We start from the raw sequence: 15,395 nt of genomic DNA on the forward strand, positions 1-15,395 counted from the left end.
CAGTGATGACGGAGACAGCGGTGTTCTCGAAGATCAACGGCAAGGTCGTCAAGGTCGATCTGAACCAGTCCGGGCCGGTCGTCGCCCGCCGCGGCGCGATGCTGTTCTACACCGGCATGGTGCAGTTCGCTCCGCACCAGGTTCCCGGGGCCGGTGGGATGCCCGGCATGGGCGGGATCGCCGGGATGGCGGGACGGATGATGCAGGGCGAGCACGAACGCACGATGCTCGCGCAGGGCAACGGCGTGGTGCACTACGGCTTCCGCGGTCTCGAGGTGCACGTGGTGGACCTGTCCGCGGGTGGCGAGCTGCGGGTGGAGGCGTCGCGGCTGCTGGGATACACCGCGAGCCTGCAGAGCTCGGTGGTGTCGATGTCGGCGCCCCCGGCCGGGGGCGGCGGTGGCGGTGGTGGCTTCCTGGGTGCGCTGCGCAGCGCCGCCACCGGCATGGTGACCGGCACCGGCATGTTCACCACCCAGCTGTCCGGGCGCGGGGCCGCGGTGCTGCTGGGGCACGGTGGATTCCTCGAGCTGCAGGTCGGCGGGCCGGCCCCGGTCGTCGTCGACCCGCAGTCCTTCATCGCCGCCCACGGACCGGTGCGGACGGAACTGAAGTCCGCGATGAGCTGGCGCACCGCGGGTCGCAGCGGCGGCGAGGGCCTCCAGCTCGAATGCACCGGTCAGGGCATCGTCTACGTGCAAGCGTCGGAGGAGAAACTGTGAGCGTCGTCCTGAACCCGTCCCATCTCGTCGGCAGCGACAACCTGCCCGACAACCACTACGCCTTCTGTATCGACCTGCAGAGCCCGTGGTTCCTGTCCAAGGGCGCGATGATCGCCTACTACGGGCAGGTGCAGTTCACCTCGCTCACCCACGGACTGCAGGGGCAGCTGCTGCAGATGGTGGCGCACCAGTTCTCGGCCCCGCTGTACATGGGCGACTACGTCGTCGCCGAGGGGTACGGGAAGCTGATCCTCGGTGACCGTGGGTACGACATCAACTCCTACGACCTCGACGACGGCAACCTCACCATCCGGGCCGCGAACCTGCTCGCGTTCGAGCCCGGGCTGTCGCTGAACCAGTCGATCGTGCCGGGCTTCCTCACGCTGATCGGCACGGGCAAGTTCCTCGCGTCGTCGAACGGGCCCGTGATGTTCGCCGAGCCGCCGCTGCGGGTCGATCCCGAGGCGCTCGTCGGGTGGGCGGACTGCCCGTCGCCGAGCCATCACTACGACGAGGCGTGGGTCAACGGTTTCGTGGCGGCGGGGGCGCGCATGTTCGGTGTGCAGTCCGGGGAGGAGCGGCAGTTCGACTTCACGGGCGCCGGGACCGTGCTCATCCAGTCCAGCGAGAAGGTGATCGACGACAGCGCGATCGTCCGGACCATCGAGGGACAGCTGCCCGGCCTGACCCCCGGCGGTCTGCAGCGGATCAACCAGGTGGTGGCGTCGCAGTTGCAGTCCCAGCAGCACTGAACTCGACAGCCCTGAGCCCGGCAGCCCTGAACTCGGCAGCCCTGAGCCCGGCAGCACCGACCGCAGGGCACCCCGGGCCGGGACTGGGCACTTGCCCGGGGCGCCCGAGGCCGGATTGTGACTACGATCACAGGTAAGCCACACCTCATTGAGGTAAGGTTTGGTGAACCTAAGTAGTACGTCCAGGAGGGTCTCGATGATCGTCTGCAGCTGCCACGCACTCTCGCACCGGCACATCGAGGCCCACATCGCCGCCGGGGCGCGCTGCACCCGCGAGATCGGTGCGGCCTGCCGCGCCGGCACCGACTGCGGACGGTGCGTCCGAAATATCTCGGCGATCGTTCGCGCATCCCGCGAGCGGGATGAGAGGATCGAACTCGAGACCGCCGTCTAGACCCCTACCCGGCGGTCGATCCGCGTTCGGTCCCCGGGAGGCGCCATGAAGGGCGACAAGAAGGTCATCGAGTACCTCAACGAGCAGCTCACCGCCGAGCTCACGGCGATCAACCAGTATTTCCTGCACTCGAAGATGCAGGACAACAACGGCTGGACCAAGCTCGCCGCGCACACCCGCGCCGAATCCTTCGAGGAGATGCGGCACGCCGAAACCCTCACCGACCGGATCCTGTTCCTCGAGGGCCTGCCCAACTACCAGCGGCTCGGCACGCTGCGGCTCGGCGAGACGGTCAAGGAGATGTTCGAGGCCGACCTGCAGGTCGAGATCGAGGCCCGCGACCGGCTCCGCAAGGGCTCCGAGTACATGCGCTCGGTCAGCGACATCACTTCGGCGCGCATCTTCGAGGAGATCCTCGCGAACGAGGAAGAGCACATCGACTACCTGGAGACCCAGCTGGGCCTGCTCGAGCAGCTCGGCGAAGCCCTCTACATCTCCGTGCACGTATCGCCGCCGGAGTGAGCGAGCAGCGCGTCCCGATCGACAAGCAGACCCGCCCGGTGTACCGGGCGCAGATCGAGGTAGCCAAAGCGATCCGCCAGGCCACGGCCGACGCCGGACTCGAGCGTCGGCTCGTGGAGCTGGTGAACGTACGCGTCTCCCAGATGAACGGCTGCGCCTACTGCCTGGACGTGCACGTCCGGGACGCCCTGCGCGAGGGCGAGACCACCCAGCGGCTCGCGGTGCTGCGGGCCTGGCGGGAGACGGACCTGTTCACCGAGCAGGAGCAGGCCGCACTCGCCCTCGCCGAGTCGATCACCACGCTGCCCGACAGTCACCTGCAGGACCGGGACTACGACTTCGCGCGCGCCCGGCTCACCGAGGACGAGCTCTCCGCGATCGCGTGGGTTGCCGTGGCGATGAACGCGTTCAACCGGATCTCCATCGTCAGCCGGCACCCGGTACGTCCCCCGCAACAGTGACGGCCGAATTGATTTCCTGAGCAACCACCCGGTTATTCTCGACGGATGACGAAGACCCGGTGGCTCAGCGACGACGAGCAGCGCACCTGGCGCGCCTACCTCGACAGCACCCGGCTGCTGATGAGCGCCCTGGACAAGCAGCTCACCCACGACTCCGGGATGTCCCTCACCGACTACGAACTGCTGGTCGCCCTCTCGGAGGCCCCCGGCCGGCGGCTGCGCATGCGCGCCCTCGCCGACGCCGTCGTCACGACCCGCAGCGGCGTCACCCGCGCGATCAGCCGCCTCGTCGACGCCGGCTGGGTGCAACGCGTCGAATGCGACGAAGACAAGCGCGGCATGCTGGCCGAACTCACCGAGGCCGGCGCCGCGAAGCTGGCCCAGGCCAGCCCCGGACACGTCGAGGCCGTACGCTCCTACGTGTTCGACCTGCTCAGCCCTCAGGACGTGACCCGCTTCGGTAACACGTACACCGCGATGCGCGCGCACCTGCTCGAAAACACCTGAACAGCCGGAGGAATGCCATGAGCGACCCGTCCGTCGTCGCCGTCCACAATCCGCAGCAACAGCGCTACGAACTGCGCGACGGCGGCACCGTCGTCGGCTACACCCAGTACCACCCCGACGGCGACGTTCAACTCGTGTTCGACCACACCGAGGTCGACCGCGCCTACTCGGGTCAGGGCCTGTCGAGCACGCTGGTGCGGTTCGCGCTCGACGACGTGCGTGCCCGCGGCAAGCGGGTGGTGGCGATCTGCCCGTTCGTCGACGGCTTCATCGACAAGCACCCCGAATACAAGGATCTCGCCGACTGAGACCGGGACACGGCCGCATGCCGACTCCGCCGGATCCCTCCGCCGTCGCGACCACCCTGCGGCGCGCGGGTTGCGTGTTCGCGGAGGAGGAGGCGCGGCTGCTCGTCGAGGCCGCCGGCACGCCCGGCGAGCTCGCCGGCATGGTGGACCGGCGCGCCGCCGGCGAGCCGCTCGAGCACATCCTCGGCTGGACGGAGTTCCACGGCCTGCGCATCCTCCTGGACCCCCGGGTGTTCGTCCCCCGCCGGCGCAGCGAGTTCCTCGTCGATCGCGCCGTCGCTCTCGCCGTGCCCGGCGCCGTCGTCGTCGACCTGTGCTGCGGCTCGGGGGCCTTGGGTGCCGCGGTGGCGACGGCCGTTGCCGGGGTGGAACTGCATGCGACGGACCTCGATCCCGCCGCGGTGCGGTGCGCGGGCCGCAACGTCGCCGCGCTCGGCGGCCGGGTGTACGAGGGCGACCTCTACGACCCGCTCCCCGAGGTGCTGCGCGGGCGCGTCCATCTCCTGCTCGCGAACGTGCCGTACGTACCGACCGCGGACCTGGCGCTGCTGCCCGCCGAGGCCCGGGACCACGAGGACCGCATCGCCCTCGACGGGGGCGCCGACGGCCTCGACGTGCTGCGGCGGGTGGCCGCGACGGCCGGGCGATGGCTGGCACCGGGCGGGCACCTGCTGGTCGAATCGAGCGAGCGGCAGGCCGCCGGGATCGCCGAGTGCTTCGCCCGCAGCGGGCTGATCCCGCAGGTGGTACACAGCGACGACGCGTTCGCGACCGTCGTCGTCGGCACCGCTCCGCGCTGATCGTCCCGGCTCACCCGACGTGCGCGGCCCGGTGCCGGCGCACGGCGTCGCGGTTCGCGCACCGCGGCGAGCAGTACCGCTGCCGCCCGTTGCGGGAGGTGTCCGCGTAGACGTGGTCGCACTCGTCGAGGGCGCAGCGGCCGAGGCGGTGCATGCCCCGGCCCACCAGGTGCAGGGCCGTTCCCACGGAGACGAGGGCCTCGACGACACCGGCGAGGGAATGCTGGTCGTCCCGGTAGTGCAGGTGCCACCCGTCGCCGGCGTGGTTCGTCATGCGCGGGTACGCCGATGCGGCGGCGAGCATCTCGTTGACCAGCGCGGCGCGCTCGGCGTCCCCGGGCGCGTCGACGACGGCGCACCAGCGTTCGAGCATCGCGCCGACGCCGAGCAGGTCGTCGGCACCGACTGGGAAGTCGATCACCAGGCCCGCCTCGACGCAGCGGTGCACCAGCGCGTCGACGGTCACGGGCGGGTCGTTCACCAGATCCGCGGCGAGCCGCACGGCATACTCGCCGTAAGGGTTGAGATGCACAATGCCATTACATCACGCTGGGTGGCATGCAGACATCCCACCGCCACCACTGGACCGAGGTCTCCCGCCACCCGACGAGCGAAGGCGTGGTGCACTACCAGCGCTGCGCGTGCGGCCGCTGGCGCATGGTCGCGACGCCCCTCGTCGCCGATCCGATCGGCGTGTCGGCGACGGTCCCGGTCACCCCGCGACCGTGAAACCCGGCGCCCCGCGGAGGACAATCGCCTTCATGACCGAGCGCAAGCGGCCGGACATCACCTTCGAGTCGTGGATCGAACGTCAGATCCGCGTCGCGCAGGAGCGGGGCGACTTCGACAACCTCAGCGGGGCCGGCAAACCCATCCCGCATCGCAGCGACGACGAGCTGTGGTGGGTGAAGGACTATCTGCGCCGGGAAGGACTGTCGACCGAGGCGTTGCTGCCGCCCCCGCTGCAACTGCGCAAGGAGATCGAGCGGTTGCGCGGCACCGTGCTCGACGTGCCCTCCGAGCCGGCGGTGCGGCAGATCGTCCGGGAGCTGAACCGGCGGATCGTGGACTGCCTGCGCGCACCGAGCGGCCCCCTGGTCCCCATCCACAGGGTCGACCCGGAGGAGGTGGTCCGGCAGTGGGCGGCGGACCGGGCGGAGCTGCGGTCGAAACGCGCCGAGCGGGCCGCGGCAGCGGCGGCCGTGCTGCGCGAGTACGCCCCCGAGCCGCCGCGTCGACGCTGGTGGCACCGAGTCCTGGGAATCCGGTCCGCCGGAACCTGAGGCGCGGAGCGGCGACGAGTTCGCTCCCCCGAATCCGCACGACCGCACAGCCGCGCGGTCCACAGCCGTCCGCGACCACCATTCGCTGATTGCCGTCCCGCTCGGCGTACCCGTTGCCAGCAAACTGCCAGGAACGTCCCAAGATTCCTCGAGTGTCACCGGCTGTACTGGTTTCGTTCGCATCGCGTTCACCGCACAGCGGTTCGCCGACGAGAGGCCGGTTCCATGGGAGTGTTCGACCGATTCCGCACGCCCTCCGCGAAGGGCACGCACCGGGCGGAGGACGTCCCCACCGCGCCGACCGGCTACCAGCAGACCGCCGGGAGGCTGCACGCCTTCAATCGCTACGAGATCAAATACTTCGTCGACGAGATGAAGGTCCCCGAACTGCGGCGCGAACTCGCGGCGCGGATGGACACCGATCCGTATTCGCCCCATGGTGGGTACCCGGTCACCTCGCTCTACTACGACACGCCGGACCTGCGGTTCTACTGGGAGAAGATCGAGGGCCTGCGGTTCCGGCGCAAGCTTCGGATGCGCCTGTACGGCAACCCTTCCGAATGTACCGACGACACGCCGGTGCACATCGAGATCAAGCAGCGCGTCAACCGCGTCACCCAGAAGCGGCGCATCGCAGTGCCGTACGGGAACGCGCGACGCTGGCTCGACGGACGGCAGGAGATCGGCTGCGGTCCCTCGCAACGCCCGTTCGTCCACGAGGTGACGACGCTGATCGGCAACCTCGACCTGCGGCCGATCGTGACCACCGGCTACCTGCGGGAGGCGTTCGTCGGCCGCGAGGCCGACCTCGGTCTGCGAGTGACGATCGACCACAAGGTGCACGGCCGCGACCGCGACTTCCACTTCGCCTCGGGAGCACAGAACCGGTTCGTCGTCCCGCCGAGGCTGGCGATCGTCGAACTCAAGGCCAACGAACGAATTCCGTACTGGGCGACCGACCTGACCGCCCGGCTGGACATGTCGGTCGTCCGCGTCTCGAAGTACTGCCAGTCCGTCGAGGCGTTCGGCCTCGCTCCGCGCTCCCGGATGGGCGCCCCCGAACTCGTTCTGCCGCAAGGTTTCGACGACCGCGTGCCGACCGGTCTCTTCGAGACCTCGACGATGGCGCGCTGATCCGCCGCACCGCCTGCCCGCGCCCCCGCACGGGGCGCCGTTCCCGTCCCTACACCGAACCAGGACCATCATGAATTTCGACCTGCAAGACCTCAGCGGGACGTTCACGACGTTCGACATCATCGTGTCGCTGTCGCTGTCGTTCGTGCTCGCCTCGATCATCGGCTGGGTCTACCGCCACACCCACAAGAATGTCTCCTACAGCCAGTCCTACGTGCAGACCCTCGTGCTGGTCGGCATGGTGATCTCGCTGATCATGCTGGTCGTCGGCTCCAACATCGCCCGCGCGTTCGCACTCGTCGGCGCCCTGTCGGTGGTTCGATTCCGCAACGCCATCAAGGAAACTCGCGATGTCGGCTTCATCTTCCTGGTGATGGCCGTCGGCATGACGACCGGCACCCGCTTCTACCTGTTGGCGATCGCCGCGACAATCGCGATCTGCCTGGTGCTGCTGATCATGAACAAGTTCAACTGGTTCAAGCTCGACGTCCAGCGTCAGGTCGTGAAGGTGCAGGTACCGCCGGAGCAGGAGTACAGCGCGGTGGTCGAGGACGTGCTCATCCAGTACTGCTCCGAGTTCGAACTGGTCTCCACCGAATCCGTTCGCTCCGGTGCGCTGACCGAGCTGTACTACACCGCGCAGCTGAAGAAGGGCAAGAAGCCGAACGAGCTGATCTCGGCCCTGAGCGCGGTCAACACCGGCCAGCGGGTGACCGTCCTGACCGGATACGACCAGACGGACATCTGATGGACGAGACACCCACCGCCGGGCAGTCGCCGCCGCGGCGCCGGCTCCGGCACCGGATCCCGACGTCGCTGCGCCGGCACTGGAAACTGCTGGCTGTGTTCGTCGCGTTCGTGACGATCCTGGCGACCGTGTTCGGGGCGACCCGCATCCGCCCGTACATCACCGGCGACCCGACGATCATCGCCTCGGAGATCACCGACAACATCACCGGCACGGTGAACCTGTTCGACACCTCGGTCCCGCACGAACTGTCGGTCGAGATCACCGACGCGGAATACGACGAGATGATCACCGCCTTCCAGAGCACCGGCGAGAAGAAGTGGGTCACCGCCGACGTCATCATCGACGGCACGCTGATCACCGACGTCTCGGTGCGGTTGAAGGGCAACTCCACCCTCATGGGCGTGCGCGGCGAGGACGCCGAGCCCGGCGGCGAGGGCTTCGAGCCCCCGGAGGGGATGGAACTGCCCGACGGATTCGATCCGGCGGCCATGGGCGGCCCGGGCGGCATGTCGCAGGCGTCCGAGGACGATCCGACGTCGCTGCCGCTGCTCATCAGCTTCGACGAGAACGCCGGCGGCCGCGCCTACCAGGGCATGACCGAGATCTCGGTGCGCCCCGGCTCGCCCGTGCTCAACGAGGCGACGGCCCTGTCGCTGACCGCGGAGACCGGGCAGCCGACGCAGCGCTACGCGTACACGGTCTATTCGGTCAACGACAGCGCCACCACCACGCGCCTGCTGCTCGAACACCCCGACGACACGTATGCGAACTCCCTGTTCGACTCCGACGGCTATCTGTACAAGGCGGATGCGTCGTCGCGGTTCGAGTACGTCGGCGACGACCAGTCGGACTACGCCGACCAGTTCGAGCAGATCAATGCGGTCGGGACTGGGAACCTGCAGCCGGTCGTCAGCTTCCTGAAGTGGCTGGACTCGGCGAGCGACGAGGAGTTCGACGCATACCTGTCGGAGTGGGTGGACGTGGACTCGTTCGCGCGGTACGTCGCCACGCAGAACCTGCTCGTCAACGGTGACGACATGAGCGGGCCGGGCCAGAACTACTACCTCTGGTACGACCTGGAGACGGGCAAGCTCTCCGTCGTGTCCTGGGACCTGAACCTGGCCATGCAAGGCGATGCCACCACCGGCCCGCACGACACCGTCTCGATGGCACCCGGCGCGATGGGCGGCCCCGGGCAGGGCGACCTCGGCACCATGCCCCAACCGCGTGGGATGCTGCCTCCGGGCGCAGCTGCACCCCAGGGCGGACAGGGAGAAGGCCGGGTGCAGTCCGGCAACAGCCTGAAGACACGATTCCTCGAATCCGACGCCTTCACCCAGGTCTACGAGGACGCCTACCGGGACCTCTACGAACAGATGTACGGCAGCGGACGCGCCCTCGAGATGCTCGACACCCTGGTCTCGACCGTCCCTGTCAGCGACGCACTCCCGGCCGCTTCCCTCCAGTCGAGCGCGGACTCGATGCGGTCCTGGATCGAACAGCGCACCGCTGCGCTCGCGGAGCTGCGTGACAGTTGAGCTGCGTGACCGTTGAGCTGCGTGACCGTTGAGCTGCGTGACAGTTGACCGGCCGAGGCGCGAGCGCCGAGCCGCGAGGTGCGGCCCGGTTTCACAGCCGGACCTCAGGAAGGACTCAGCGTCGGCCCAGTCCCTGCCGGCATTCTGGAGACACGGTAGAACCGATCGCGAACCTGCCCGCAGGAAAGGAATCGTCATAACCACCTCAGCTCCGACGGTCCCCCACCCGGGACATCCGTCCGGGCGCGACACCGGTGCCGTCTTCCTGATGGCCGGTGGTGTTCCCGGAGCGGGTAAGAGCACCCTGCTTCGCCGGATCGAACACGACATCCCGGGTCTGACCGTTCTCGATCCGGAGCGCCGGGCCGAACGCCTCGCCGCCGCGCTTCCGCCGGGCCTGCCGTATCGCTGGTATCGGCCACTGGTCCATCTGATGCACACCCTCGACGTAGTGCACACCCTCCTGGCCGGACCGCACCGGAGCGAAGGGCCTGTGGCCGTTCACGACACCGCAACGCGCAGACGCCGACGCGACTGGACGGCCCGCCTGGCGCGGCGACGAGGCTGGACGCCGGTGCTCGTCTTCCTCGACGTGCCCCGCGATGTCGCGCGGGCCGGACAGCACGCCCGCGGGCGCGTGGTGAACGAGTCGTCGTTCGCGCGGCACTGGCATCGATGGACGGCTCTGCGACCGCACCTCACCCGCGAGGACGACGCCACGGCCGGGAGTCCGTGGGACCACGTCGTCGTCACCACTCGCGACGATGCGAAGAGCCGGGTGTTCGGATTGCTGACGCAGGACGGGACGGACCGCTGCGCACTCGGCGGCGGATCTCCGTGCGCGCAGTGACGATCTCCGTGCGCGCAGTGACATCGACACCTCGGTGACCGTGTCCCCGACGCGCGTCGGTTCACCGAAGGTGCAATTCCCAGCAGATCCACGGCTCACTCCCATGGACGCCCGAGGGTCGTCCGGTTGTGTGGGTGCGTGAACGGACGCGATGCGTCATGCCACAGCAAGGAAGGCACGACTCGATGACAGCTCCCACCCAGGGCCTCGACACCGCCGCCGCCGCACGCGGGAATCAACCGGACGCCGTGTGCGAGAGGGACGGTCCGGAGTTGCGCGTGCTGCGCTGCGAGCGGCAGCACGTCGACGCGCTGCTCTCGACGCTCACCCGCAGGCAACGCGAAATCCTGCGCCTGCGGGTGGTCGAGGGGTGGTCTGTGGAGGAGTCCGCCGCCGTCCTGCGGACGACGCCCGGGGCCGTCCGTGTGGGTCAGCATCGCGCGTTGTCCCGCCTTCGGGCGGCGCTGACCGACCCCGCGCGCATGGACGCCGTCACGGGGCCGGGCGACTCCCGGCCTCTGCCTCGACGGGGTGCGGTTGCGCGCCTGCCGCGTGCGTCAACTGTTCCTCCGTGACCGCCTCACCGCGGGCGACCATGCCCGCCTCGTGCGACAGCGGGATCTGCCGCAGGAAGCACGCGATGACGAAGGCCGCCAACAGGAACGGGATCAGGTACCAGAACACCGGGGCGAGGGAGTCGGCATAGGCGTCGACCACGCCGGTGCGCACGGAGTCCGGCAGCTGGCTCAGGGCCGCGGGATCGAGCGTCGCCGTCGCCTGGCCGGCCTGCTCCGGGGAGGCCCCGGCTCCGGTGAACACGGCGGTGAGCTTCTCGGCCAGCCGGTTGGTGAAGATCGTGCCGAAGACCGCCACACCGAGGGACGCGCCCACCTCCCGGAAGTAGTTGTTGGTGCTGGTCGCGGTCCCGATCTCGGTGGGCGGCACGGCGTTCTGCACCACGAGAACGACCACCTGCATGATCAGACCCAGGCCGAAGCCGAGGGTGAACAGCATCGTGCAGATCAGCCACAGCGGCGTGCTGCCTTCGAGGGTGGTCAGCCACAACATCGCGGCGGCCGTGACGAGGGCACCGGCGATGGGATACGCCTTGTAGTGACCGGTTTTCGTGATCGCGATGCCGGAGGCGATCGAGGTGGCCATCAGGCCGGCCATCATCGGGATCATCAGCAGACCGGAGACCGCGGCCGAGGTGCCGGACGACATCTGCAGGAACGTCGGCATGAAGGCCAGCGCCGCGAACATGCCGAGGCCCACGGTGAAGCCGATCGCGGTGGCGTTGACGAAGATCGGGTTGCGGAACAGCGACAGCGGGATGATCGGATCCTCGGCGCGGGACTCGACGAGGACGAAAAGGCTTGCCGCGACGAGCACTCCGACGGCGAGCGCGAGGGTCAGCGGATCCGTCCAGCCCCGGTCGCCACCGAAGTCCGTGAACAGGATCAGGCACGTGGTGGCGGCCGAGAGGGTGAGCACGCCGAGGAAGTCGACCTTCTTCTCGGGCCGCTTCGTGGGCAGTGTGAGGGTGAACCAGGCGATCGCGAAGGCGAGCACGCCGACGGGCAGGTTGATGTAGAAGGCCCAGTGCCAGGTCAGGTGGTCGACGAAGAAGCCGCCGAGCAGGGGGCCGGCGACGGCGGCCACACCGAAGACCGCACCGAGCGGACCCAGGTACTTGCCACGCTGGTCGGCCGGGACGATGTCGGCGATGATGGCCTGGGAGAGGATCATCAGGCCGCCGCCGCCGAGGCCCTGCATCGCACGGAAGATCACGAACCACCAGAAGTCCGTGGCGAAGGCACAGCCGGCGGAGGCGAGGGTGAACACCGCGATGGCGACGAGAAAGAGGGTGCGGCGGCCGAACACGTCGCCGAACTTTCCGTAGATCGGCATCACGATGGTGGTCGCCAGCAGATAGGCGGTGGTGATCCAGGCCTGGTGTTCGACGCCGCCGAGCTGCCCGACTATGGTCGGCATCGCGGTGGAGACGATGGTCTGGTCGAGACTCGACAGCAGCATGCCGGCGATCAGCGCGGAGAAGATGAGCCAGATCCGGCGCTGCGTGAGCACCAACGGTGATGCCGCGGGCCGGGACGACGTTGCGGTCACGGGTTTCCTGCCGTTTCGATGGGGTCGAGTCGCTGTCCGAACAGTCGCCGGACGATGTCGAGGTTGCGGAGCAGCAGCTCCGCGAAGGGTCGATCGGTGTCGTCGCCGAAGAACTCGTCGGCGGTGTGCCGGGTGATGTCGGCGAGCGCGTAGACGACGGTCCGCGGCAGCGGATCGTCGGGAGGCAGGTTCTCTCTCCGGGCGACGACCTCGGCGAACCGCCGGAGCTGGGCCTCGCCGTTGTGCAGGATGCGGGGCAGCAGCTGCGGCTCGCGGTGGATGATGTCGTGGTATTGCTTCGCGTGCTCGCGGGTGAAATCGGTGCGCCCGATCTGGGCGAGGATCACCGCGACGAGGTCCTGGAGCAGCGTGGGGGAGATGCCGTCCCCGTCGTGCCGCCCGGCGGCCACGAAGGCGTCCTCCTCCTCGGGGGTCAGGCTGAGCGGGGGCTCGCCGAGGACCGCGTCCTCCTTGGACGGGAAGTAGTTGAAGAAGGTGCGCCGGGAGATCTCCACCCGCTCGCAGAGTTCCTCCACGGTGAACCCGGCAAGACCATGACGGGCGGTGAGCGCGCGCGCCTCGCCGACGAGTGCGGCTCTGGTGCGCTCCATCCGGCGGTTCCGCCGCCCGGACGGAGTTGTTGCACTTTCATCCATGGAGTGCATGATTGCACCATCATCCCGATAGTGCAAAGAGGCGTGGTACCCGCGGACGACTATGGGAGGTTATGGTCAGTTATGGAGAACTTCAGATAGAAGTCCATAAGTCCCTATACTCACCACATGGACCTCGAGCTCAATCCGTTCAAGCCCGGCTCCGGACTCCGGCCACCGGCGCTCGAGGGACGCGACGAGCAGATCGGGGCGTTCGAACTCCTGGTCGCCCGCAGCAAACGGCAGAACTACGACCGTGGCCCGATCCTGTCGGGATTGCGCGGAGTCGGGAAGACGACCCTGCTCAACACCCTCGTCGAGCACGCCGACCGGCAGGGATGGCTCACCATCGCCATCGAGGCCCGCCCCAGCGAGGCCGGCACCACCGCGGTCCGCGCCAAGCTCTCCCAGGAGCTGACGGTCGGACTGCGCCGCTACAGCCGCAAGCACCGGATCCAGCACGCGATCGACCCGCTCATCGACCTCGCCCGCGGCTTCTCCCTCGGCCTCGGCCTCGGCCCGGCGACCGCAAGCTTCTCCCTCGACCAGCGTCCGGCAGCCAGCGGCGACATCGATCTCGACCTCGAGGAACTCGTCGAAGCGATCACCGCCGAACTGCGGCCGAGATCTAGCGCGTTCGGGTTGTTCATCGACGAGATGCAGGACCTCGACTCCGATCTGCTGTCGGCGCTGCTCGCCGTCCAGCACCGGGCGAGCCAGCGCGAATGGCCGTTCTTCCTCATCGGCGCCGGACTGCCCAATCTTCCCGCGGTGCTGGCCGGCAACCGCTCGTACGCGGAGCGACAGTTCCTCTACAGCACCATCGGCCCCCTCGCGCCGACGGCCGCAGCCGACGCCCTGCGCATCCCGGTGCGCCGCCAGGGCGGGGACTTCACCGACGACGCGCTCGCCGTGCTCGTCCAGGCCAGCGGCGGTTATCCGTACTTCCTCCAGGAGTACGGGAAGGCGATATGGAACATCGCTCCGCACAGCCCCTTTCAGCTCGAGGATGCCGAACTCGCCGTCGAGGTGGGCCGGCGTCACCTCGACGAGGGATTCTTCCCGTCGCGCTGGAACCGGGCGACCGACCGCGAGCGCCGTTACCTCACCGCGCTCGCCGCCACCGGCGAGGAGACACCGCGGTCCGGGAAGGTCGCCCAGCTGATGGGCTCGACCGCCACCGGTGTCAGCGACGTCCGCAACTCGGCCATCCGCAAGGGCCTGATCTGGGCACCGGAGCACGGTCGCATCGCCTTCACCGTCCCGGGTATGGCCGACTTCATCCGCCGTCAACCGGCGGAGTAGCCGGATCAGCGGCCCCGCTCGGCCACCATCCGGTCCACGGCGCGCACGCTGAGCACCTGGTCGAGAGCCATGGAGGCGCAGCCGATCATCCCGGAGCGATCGCCGTGCGACCAGGGCAGGATCTGCAGGGCGCGGGTGGCCACGGACACCGCATCGCGATAGAGGGTTTCGCGCAGTCCGGCGACGAACACGTCATAGGCCTCGGCCATGTCGCCGCCCACGACGAGCACCGCCGGGTCGAGGAGGTTGACGGCACCGGCGATCACTTCCCCGATCCGCCGGCCGCTGTCCCGGATCATGCGGCGCGCCTCCGCATCCCCGCCGACGGCGAGGGCCACGACGTCGCGGATGTGGGTCACGTCCCGGCCCTGTTCCTGCAGGTCGCGGACCAGGGCCCAGCCCCCGGCGATCGCCTCGACGCAGCCGACGTCACCGCAGCGGCACAGGACGCCCTGCGCCGCGGCGGTCTTGGTGTGCCCGATCTCGCCGGCCGCACCCACCGCGCCGCGCTGCAGCACCCCGCCCGATACGATGCCCGCGCCGAGGCCCGTGGACGCCTTGATGAGGAGCATGTCATCGAATTTCCTTCGTTCGCCGAGTCTTTCGGCGAGCACCATGACGTTCGCGTCGTTGTCGACGAACACCGGCGCCGCACCGAGGCCGGCGAGGAAGGGCTGCAACTCGACACCGTCCCAGCCGGCCATCATCGGCGAGTCGAGGCTGCAGCCGCGGACCGTGTCCACCGTGCCCGGCAGACTCACCCCGATGCCGACGGTGCGGGGCGCGCCGGGACCGAGCGCGTCGCGCAGGTCGGCGAGGTGCGCGGCGATCTTCGGCATCAGCTCGCCCGGGCTCGCCCCGATCTCCTGCTCGAGGTCCTCGGTCCGGAGCAGTTCCCCGGCGAGATCACAGACGGCGAGCTGGGTGCGGCTGCGGCCGATCGCGACGACGAGCACGATGCCCGCGCCGGCCCCGAAGGTGAGGGTGAGCGGTGGACGCCCACCGGTGGAGGGTCCCTCCTCCGTTTCGACGACGAGGCCGAGGTCCTGGAGTGCCGCGACCCGGGCGGCGACGGCGGTGCGGGAGAGCCCGGTGTGGTGCCCGATTTCGCTTCGGGTGGTCGCGGCGCCGGCGCGGACGAGGGCGAAGACCTCGCCCGCTGTGGCAGGCGCGCTGGAGGATCGGCTCATACCGCCATTGAACCAAGGAACCGCACCCGAGAGCGCCTCGTGCAGCCGCGGCATGCTGCGTCGAACCGGACTTTGTTCTTAGAAATGCGTAAGTTTGT

Annotated in this window: 20 protein-coding genes; 16 read left to right on the forward strand and 4 right to left on the reverse strand. The window is 69.0% G+C overall.

Annotation, left to right across the window (positions count from 1 at the left end):
• The first annotated feature begins 5 nt into the window (after window positions 1–5).
• From ACWPOB_RS00105 to ACWPOB_RS00140, 8 genes are all read left to right on the forward strand, one after another.
• On the forward strand, window positions 6–722 hold the full coding sequence (locus tag ACWPOB_RS00105; RefSeq protein WP_206530738.1) for an AIM24 family protein: 717 nt from the start codon (window positions 6–8) through the stop codon (window positions 720–722).
• Complete coding sequence (locus tag ACWPOB_RS00110) at window positions 671–1,474, forward strand: AIM24 family protein (RefSeq protein WP_455399493.1); 804 nt, start codon at window positions 671–673, stop codon at window positions 1,472–1,474. Before ACWPOB_RS00105 ends, ACWPOB_RS00110 begins: the two co-directional genes overlap by 52 nt.
• Before the next feature lie 196 nt (window positions 1,475–1,670).
• Window positions 1,671–1,868, forward strand: coding sequence for a (2Fe-2S)-binding protein (locus ACWPOB_RS00115; RefSeq protein WP_006944063.1), 198 nt, complete (start codon window positions 1,671–1,673; stop codon window positions 1,866–1,868).
• Window positions 1,869–1,913: 45 nt separating this feature from the next.
• Complete coding sequence (gene bfr, locus ACWPOB_RS00120) at window positions 1,914–2,390, forward strand: bacterioferritin (RefSeq protein ID WP_006944064.1); 477 nt, start codon at window positions 1,914–1,916, stop codon at window positions 2,388–2,390.
• On the forward strand, window positions 2,387–2,851 hold the full coding sequence (locus ACWPOB_RS00125; protein ID WP_100055785.1) for a carboxymuconolactone decarboxylase family protein: 465 nt from the start codon (window positions 2,387–2,389) through the stop codon (window positions 2,849–2,851). Before bfr ends, ACWPOB_RS00125 begins: the two co-directional genes overlap by 4 nt.
• A gap of 45 nt (window positions 2,852–2,896) precedes the next feature.
• A complete protein-coding gene (locus ACWPOB_RS00130) occupies window positions 2,897–3,358 on the forward strand; it encodes a MarR family winged helix-turn-helix transcriptional regulator (RefSeq protein ID WP_455399494.1) in 462 nt (153 codons plus the stop codon).
• Between the two features lie 17 nt (window positions 3,359–3,375).
• Entirely contained in the window at window positions 3,376–3,666 is a 291-nt protein-coding gene (locus ACWPOB_RS00135; RefSeq protein WP_100055783.1) for a GNAT family N-acetyltransferase, read from the forward strand.
• Window positions 3,667–3,683: 17 nt separating this feature from the next.
• Complete coding sequence (locus ACWPOB_RS00140; RefSeq protein ID WP_100055782.1) at window positions 3,684–4,466, forward strand: putative protein N(5)-glutamine methyltransferase; 783 nt, start codon at window positions 3,684–3,686, stop codon at window positions 4,464–4,466.
• Between the two features lie 10 nt (window positions 4,467–4,476).
• Here the strand turns inward: ACWPOB_RS00140 and ACWPOB_RS00145 are convergent, their stop codons facing one another.
• Window positions 4,477–4,998 carry a CGNR zinc finger domain-containing protein gene (locus ACWPOB_RS00145; RefSeq protein ID WP_100055781.1) on the reverse strand — a complete coding sequence of 174 codons (522 nt, stop codon included), beginning with the start codon at window positions 4,996–4,998 and terminating at the stop codon, window positions 4,477–4,479.
• Between the two features lie 26 nt (window positions 4,999–5,024).
• On the opposite strand from ACWPOB_RS00145, the gene ACWPOB_RS00150 reads away from it, so the two are divergent.
• The 7 genes from ACWPOB_RS00150 to ACWPOB_RS00180 all read left to right on the forward strand — a co-directional run bounded on the left by ACWPOB_RS00150 (window position 5,025) and on the right by ACWPOB_RS00180 (window position 10,597).
• Window positions 5,025–5,195, forward strand: coding sequence for a hypothetical protein (locus ACWPOB_RS00150; RefSeq protein WP_455399495.1), 171 nt, complete (start codon window positions 5,025–5,027; stop codon window positions 5,193–5,195).
• A gap of 32 nt (window positions 5,196–5,227) precedes the next feature.
• Entirely contained in the window at window positions 5,228–5,749 is a 522-nt protein-coding gene (locus tag ACWPOB_RS00155; protein WP_455399496.1) for a DnaJ family domain-containing protein, read from the forward strand.
• 225 nt (window positions 5,750–5,974) lie between these two features.
• The gene (locus ACWPOB_RS00160) at window positions 5,975–6,883 is read left to right on the forward strand and encodes a VTC domain-containing protein (protein WP_455399497.1); all 909 of its coding nucleotides are present in this window, start codon (window positions 5,975–5,977) and stop codon (window positions 6,881–6,883) included.
• A gap of 70 nt (window positions 6,884–6,953) precedes the next feature.
• Window positions 6,954–7,631 carry a DUF4956 domain-containing protein gene (locus ACWPOB_RS00165; RefSeq protein ID WP_455399498.1) on the forward strand — a complete coding sequence of 226 codons (678 nt, stop codon included), beginning with the start codon at window positions 6,954–6,956 and terminating at the stop codon, window positions 7,629–7,631.
• The gene (locus tag ACWPOB_RS00170) at window positions 7,631–9,172 is read left to right on the forward strand and encodes a CotH kinase family protein (RefSeq protein ID WP_455399499.1); all 1,542 of its coding nucleotides are present in this window, start codon (window positions 7,631–7,633) and stop codon (window positions 9,170–9,172) included. Before ACWPOB_RS00165 ends, ACWPOB_RS00170 begins: the two co-directional genes overlap by 1 nt.
• Before the next feature lie 268 nt (window positions 9,173–9,440).
• A complete protein-coding gene (locus ACWPOB_RS00175) occupies window positions 9,441–10,022 on the forward strand; it encodes an AAA family ATPase (protein WP_455399500.1) in 582 nt (193 codons plus the stop codon).
• A gap of 185 nt (window positions 10,023–10,207) precedes the next feature.
• On the forward strand, window positions 10,208–10,597 hold the full coding sequence (locus ACWPOB_RS00180) for a sigma factor-like helix-turn-helix DNA-binding protein (protein ID WP_455399501.1): 390 nt from the start codon (window positions 10,208–10,210) through the stop codon (window positions 10,595–10,597).
• Here the strand turns inward: ACWPOB_RS00180 and ACWPOB_RS00185 are convergent.
• Window positions 10,515–12,149 carry an MDR family MFS transporter gene (locus tag ACWPOB_RS00185; protein ID WP_100055775.1) on the reverse strand — a complete coding sequence of 545 codons (1,635 nt, stop codon included), beginning with the start codon at window positions 12,147–12,149 and terminating at the stop codon, window positions 10,515–10,517. The two genes, ACWPOB_RS00180 and ACWPOB_RS00185, sit on opposite strands and share 83 nt — an antisense overlap.
• Window positions 12,146–12,760, reverse strand: a complete 615-nt coding sequence (locus tag ACWPOB_RS00190; RefSeq protein ID WP_050036107.1) for a TetR family transcriptional regulator — start codon at window positions 12,758–12,760, stop codon at window positions 12,146–12,148. Before ACWPOB_RS00190 ends, ACWPOB_RS00185 begins: the two co-directional genes overlap by 4 nt.
• 171 nt (window positions 12,761–12,931) lie before the next feature.
• On the opposite strand from ACWPOB_RS00190, the gene ACWPOB_RS00195 reads away from it, so the two are divergent.
• On the forward strand, window positions 12,932–14,107 hold the full coding sequence (locus ACWPOB_RS00195; RefSeq protein WP_100055773.1) for an ATP-binding protein: 1,176 nt from the start codon (window positions 12,932–12,934) through the stop codon (window positions 14,105–14,107).
• A 5-nt stretch (window positions 14,108–14,112) separates the two neighbouring features.
• Here the strand turns inward: ACWPOB_RS00195 and ACWPOB_RS00200 are convergent, their stop codons facing one another.
• Entirely contained in the window at window positions 14,113–15,297 is a 1,185-nt protein-coding gene (locus ACWPOB_RS00200; RefSeq protein WP_100055772.1) for an ROK family protein, read from the reverse strand.
• Window positions 15,298–15,395 lie beyond the last annotated feature (98 nt).

The sequence above is a fragment of the Rhodococcus sp. 2H158 genome (assembly GCF_053764755.1).

What these genes read in the sequence shown, in the direction of transcription:
- ACWPOB_RS00105 (WP_206530738.1), top strand. Translation starts at nt 6, where the DNA reads ATGACGGAGACAGCGGTGTTCTCGAAGATCAACGGCAAGGTCGTCAAG.
- ACWPOB_RS00110 (WP_455399493.1), top strand. Translation starts at nt 671, where the DNA reads ATGCACCGGTCAGGGCATCGTCTACGTGCAAGCGTCGGAGGAGAAACT.
- ACWPOB_RS00115 (WP_006944063.1), top strand. Translation starts at nt 1,671, where the DNA reads ATGATCGTCTGCAGCTGCCACGCACTCTCGCACCGGCACATCGAGGCC.
- bfr (WP_006944064.1), top strand. Translation starts at nt 1,914, where the DNA reads ATGAAGGGCGACAAGAAGGTCATCGAGTACCTCAACGAGCAGCTCACC.
- ACWPOB_RS00130 (WP_455399494.1), top strand. Translation starts at nt 2,897, where the DNA reads ATGACGAAGACCCGGTGGCTCAGCGACGACGAGCAGCGCACCTGGCGC.
- ACWPOB_RS00135 (WP_100055783.1), top strand. Translation starts at nt 3,376, where the DNA reads ATGAGCGACCCGTCCGTCGTCGCCGTCCACAATCCGCAGCAACAGCGC.
- ACWPOB_RS00140 (WP_100055782.1), top strand. Translation starts at nt 3,684, where the DNA reads ATGCCGACTCCGCCGGATCCCTCCGCCGTCGCGACCACCCTGCGGCGC.
- ACWPOB_RS00150 (WP_455399495.1), top strand. Translation starts at nt 5,025, where the DNA reads ATGCAGACATCCCACCGCCACCACTGGACCGAGGTCTCCCGCCACCCG.
- ACWPOB_RS00155 (WP_455399496.1), top strand. Translation starts at nt 5,228, where the DNA reads ATGACCGAGCGCAAGCGGCCGGACATCACCTTCGAGTCGTGGATCGAA.
- ACWPOB_RS00160 (WP_455399497.1), top strand. Translation starts at nt 5,975, where the DNA reads ATGGGAGTGTTCGACCGATTCCGCACGCCCTCCGCGAAGGGCACGCAC.
- ACWPOB_RS00165 (WP_455399498.1), top strand. Translation starts at nt 6,954, where the DNA reads ATGAATTTCGACCTGCAAGACCTCAGCGGGACGTTCACGACGTTCGAC.
- ACWPOB_RS00170 (WP_455399499.1), top strand. Translation starts at nt 7,631, where the DNA reads ATGGACGAGACACCCACCGCCGGGCAGTCGCCGCCGCGGCGCCGGCTC.
- ACWPOB_RS00175 (WP_455399500.1), top strand. Translation starts at nt 9,441, where the DNA reads ATGGCCGGTGGTGTTCCCGGAGCGGGTAAGAGCACCCTGCTTCGCCGG.
- ACWPOB_RS00180 (WP_455399501.1), top strand. Translation starts at nt 10,208, where the DNA reads ATGACAGCTCCCACCCAGGGCCTCGACACCGCCGCCGCCGCACGCGGG.
- ACWPOB_RS00190 (WP_050036107.1), bottom strand. Translation starts at nt 12,760, where the DNA reads ATGGAGCGCACCAGAGCCGCACTCGTCGGCGAGGCGCGCGCGCTCACC.
- ACWPOB_RS00195 (WP_100055773.1), top strand. Translation starts at nt 12,932, where the DNA reads ATGGACCTCGAGCTCAATCCGTTCAAGCCCGGCTCCGGACTCCGGCCA.
- ACWPOB_RS00200 (WP_100055772.1), bottom strand. Translation starts at nt 15,297, where the DNA reads ATGAGCCGATCCTCCAGCGCGCCTGCCACAGCGGGCGAGGTCTTCGCC.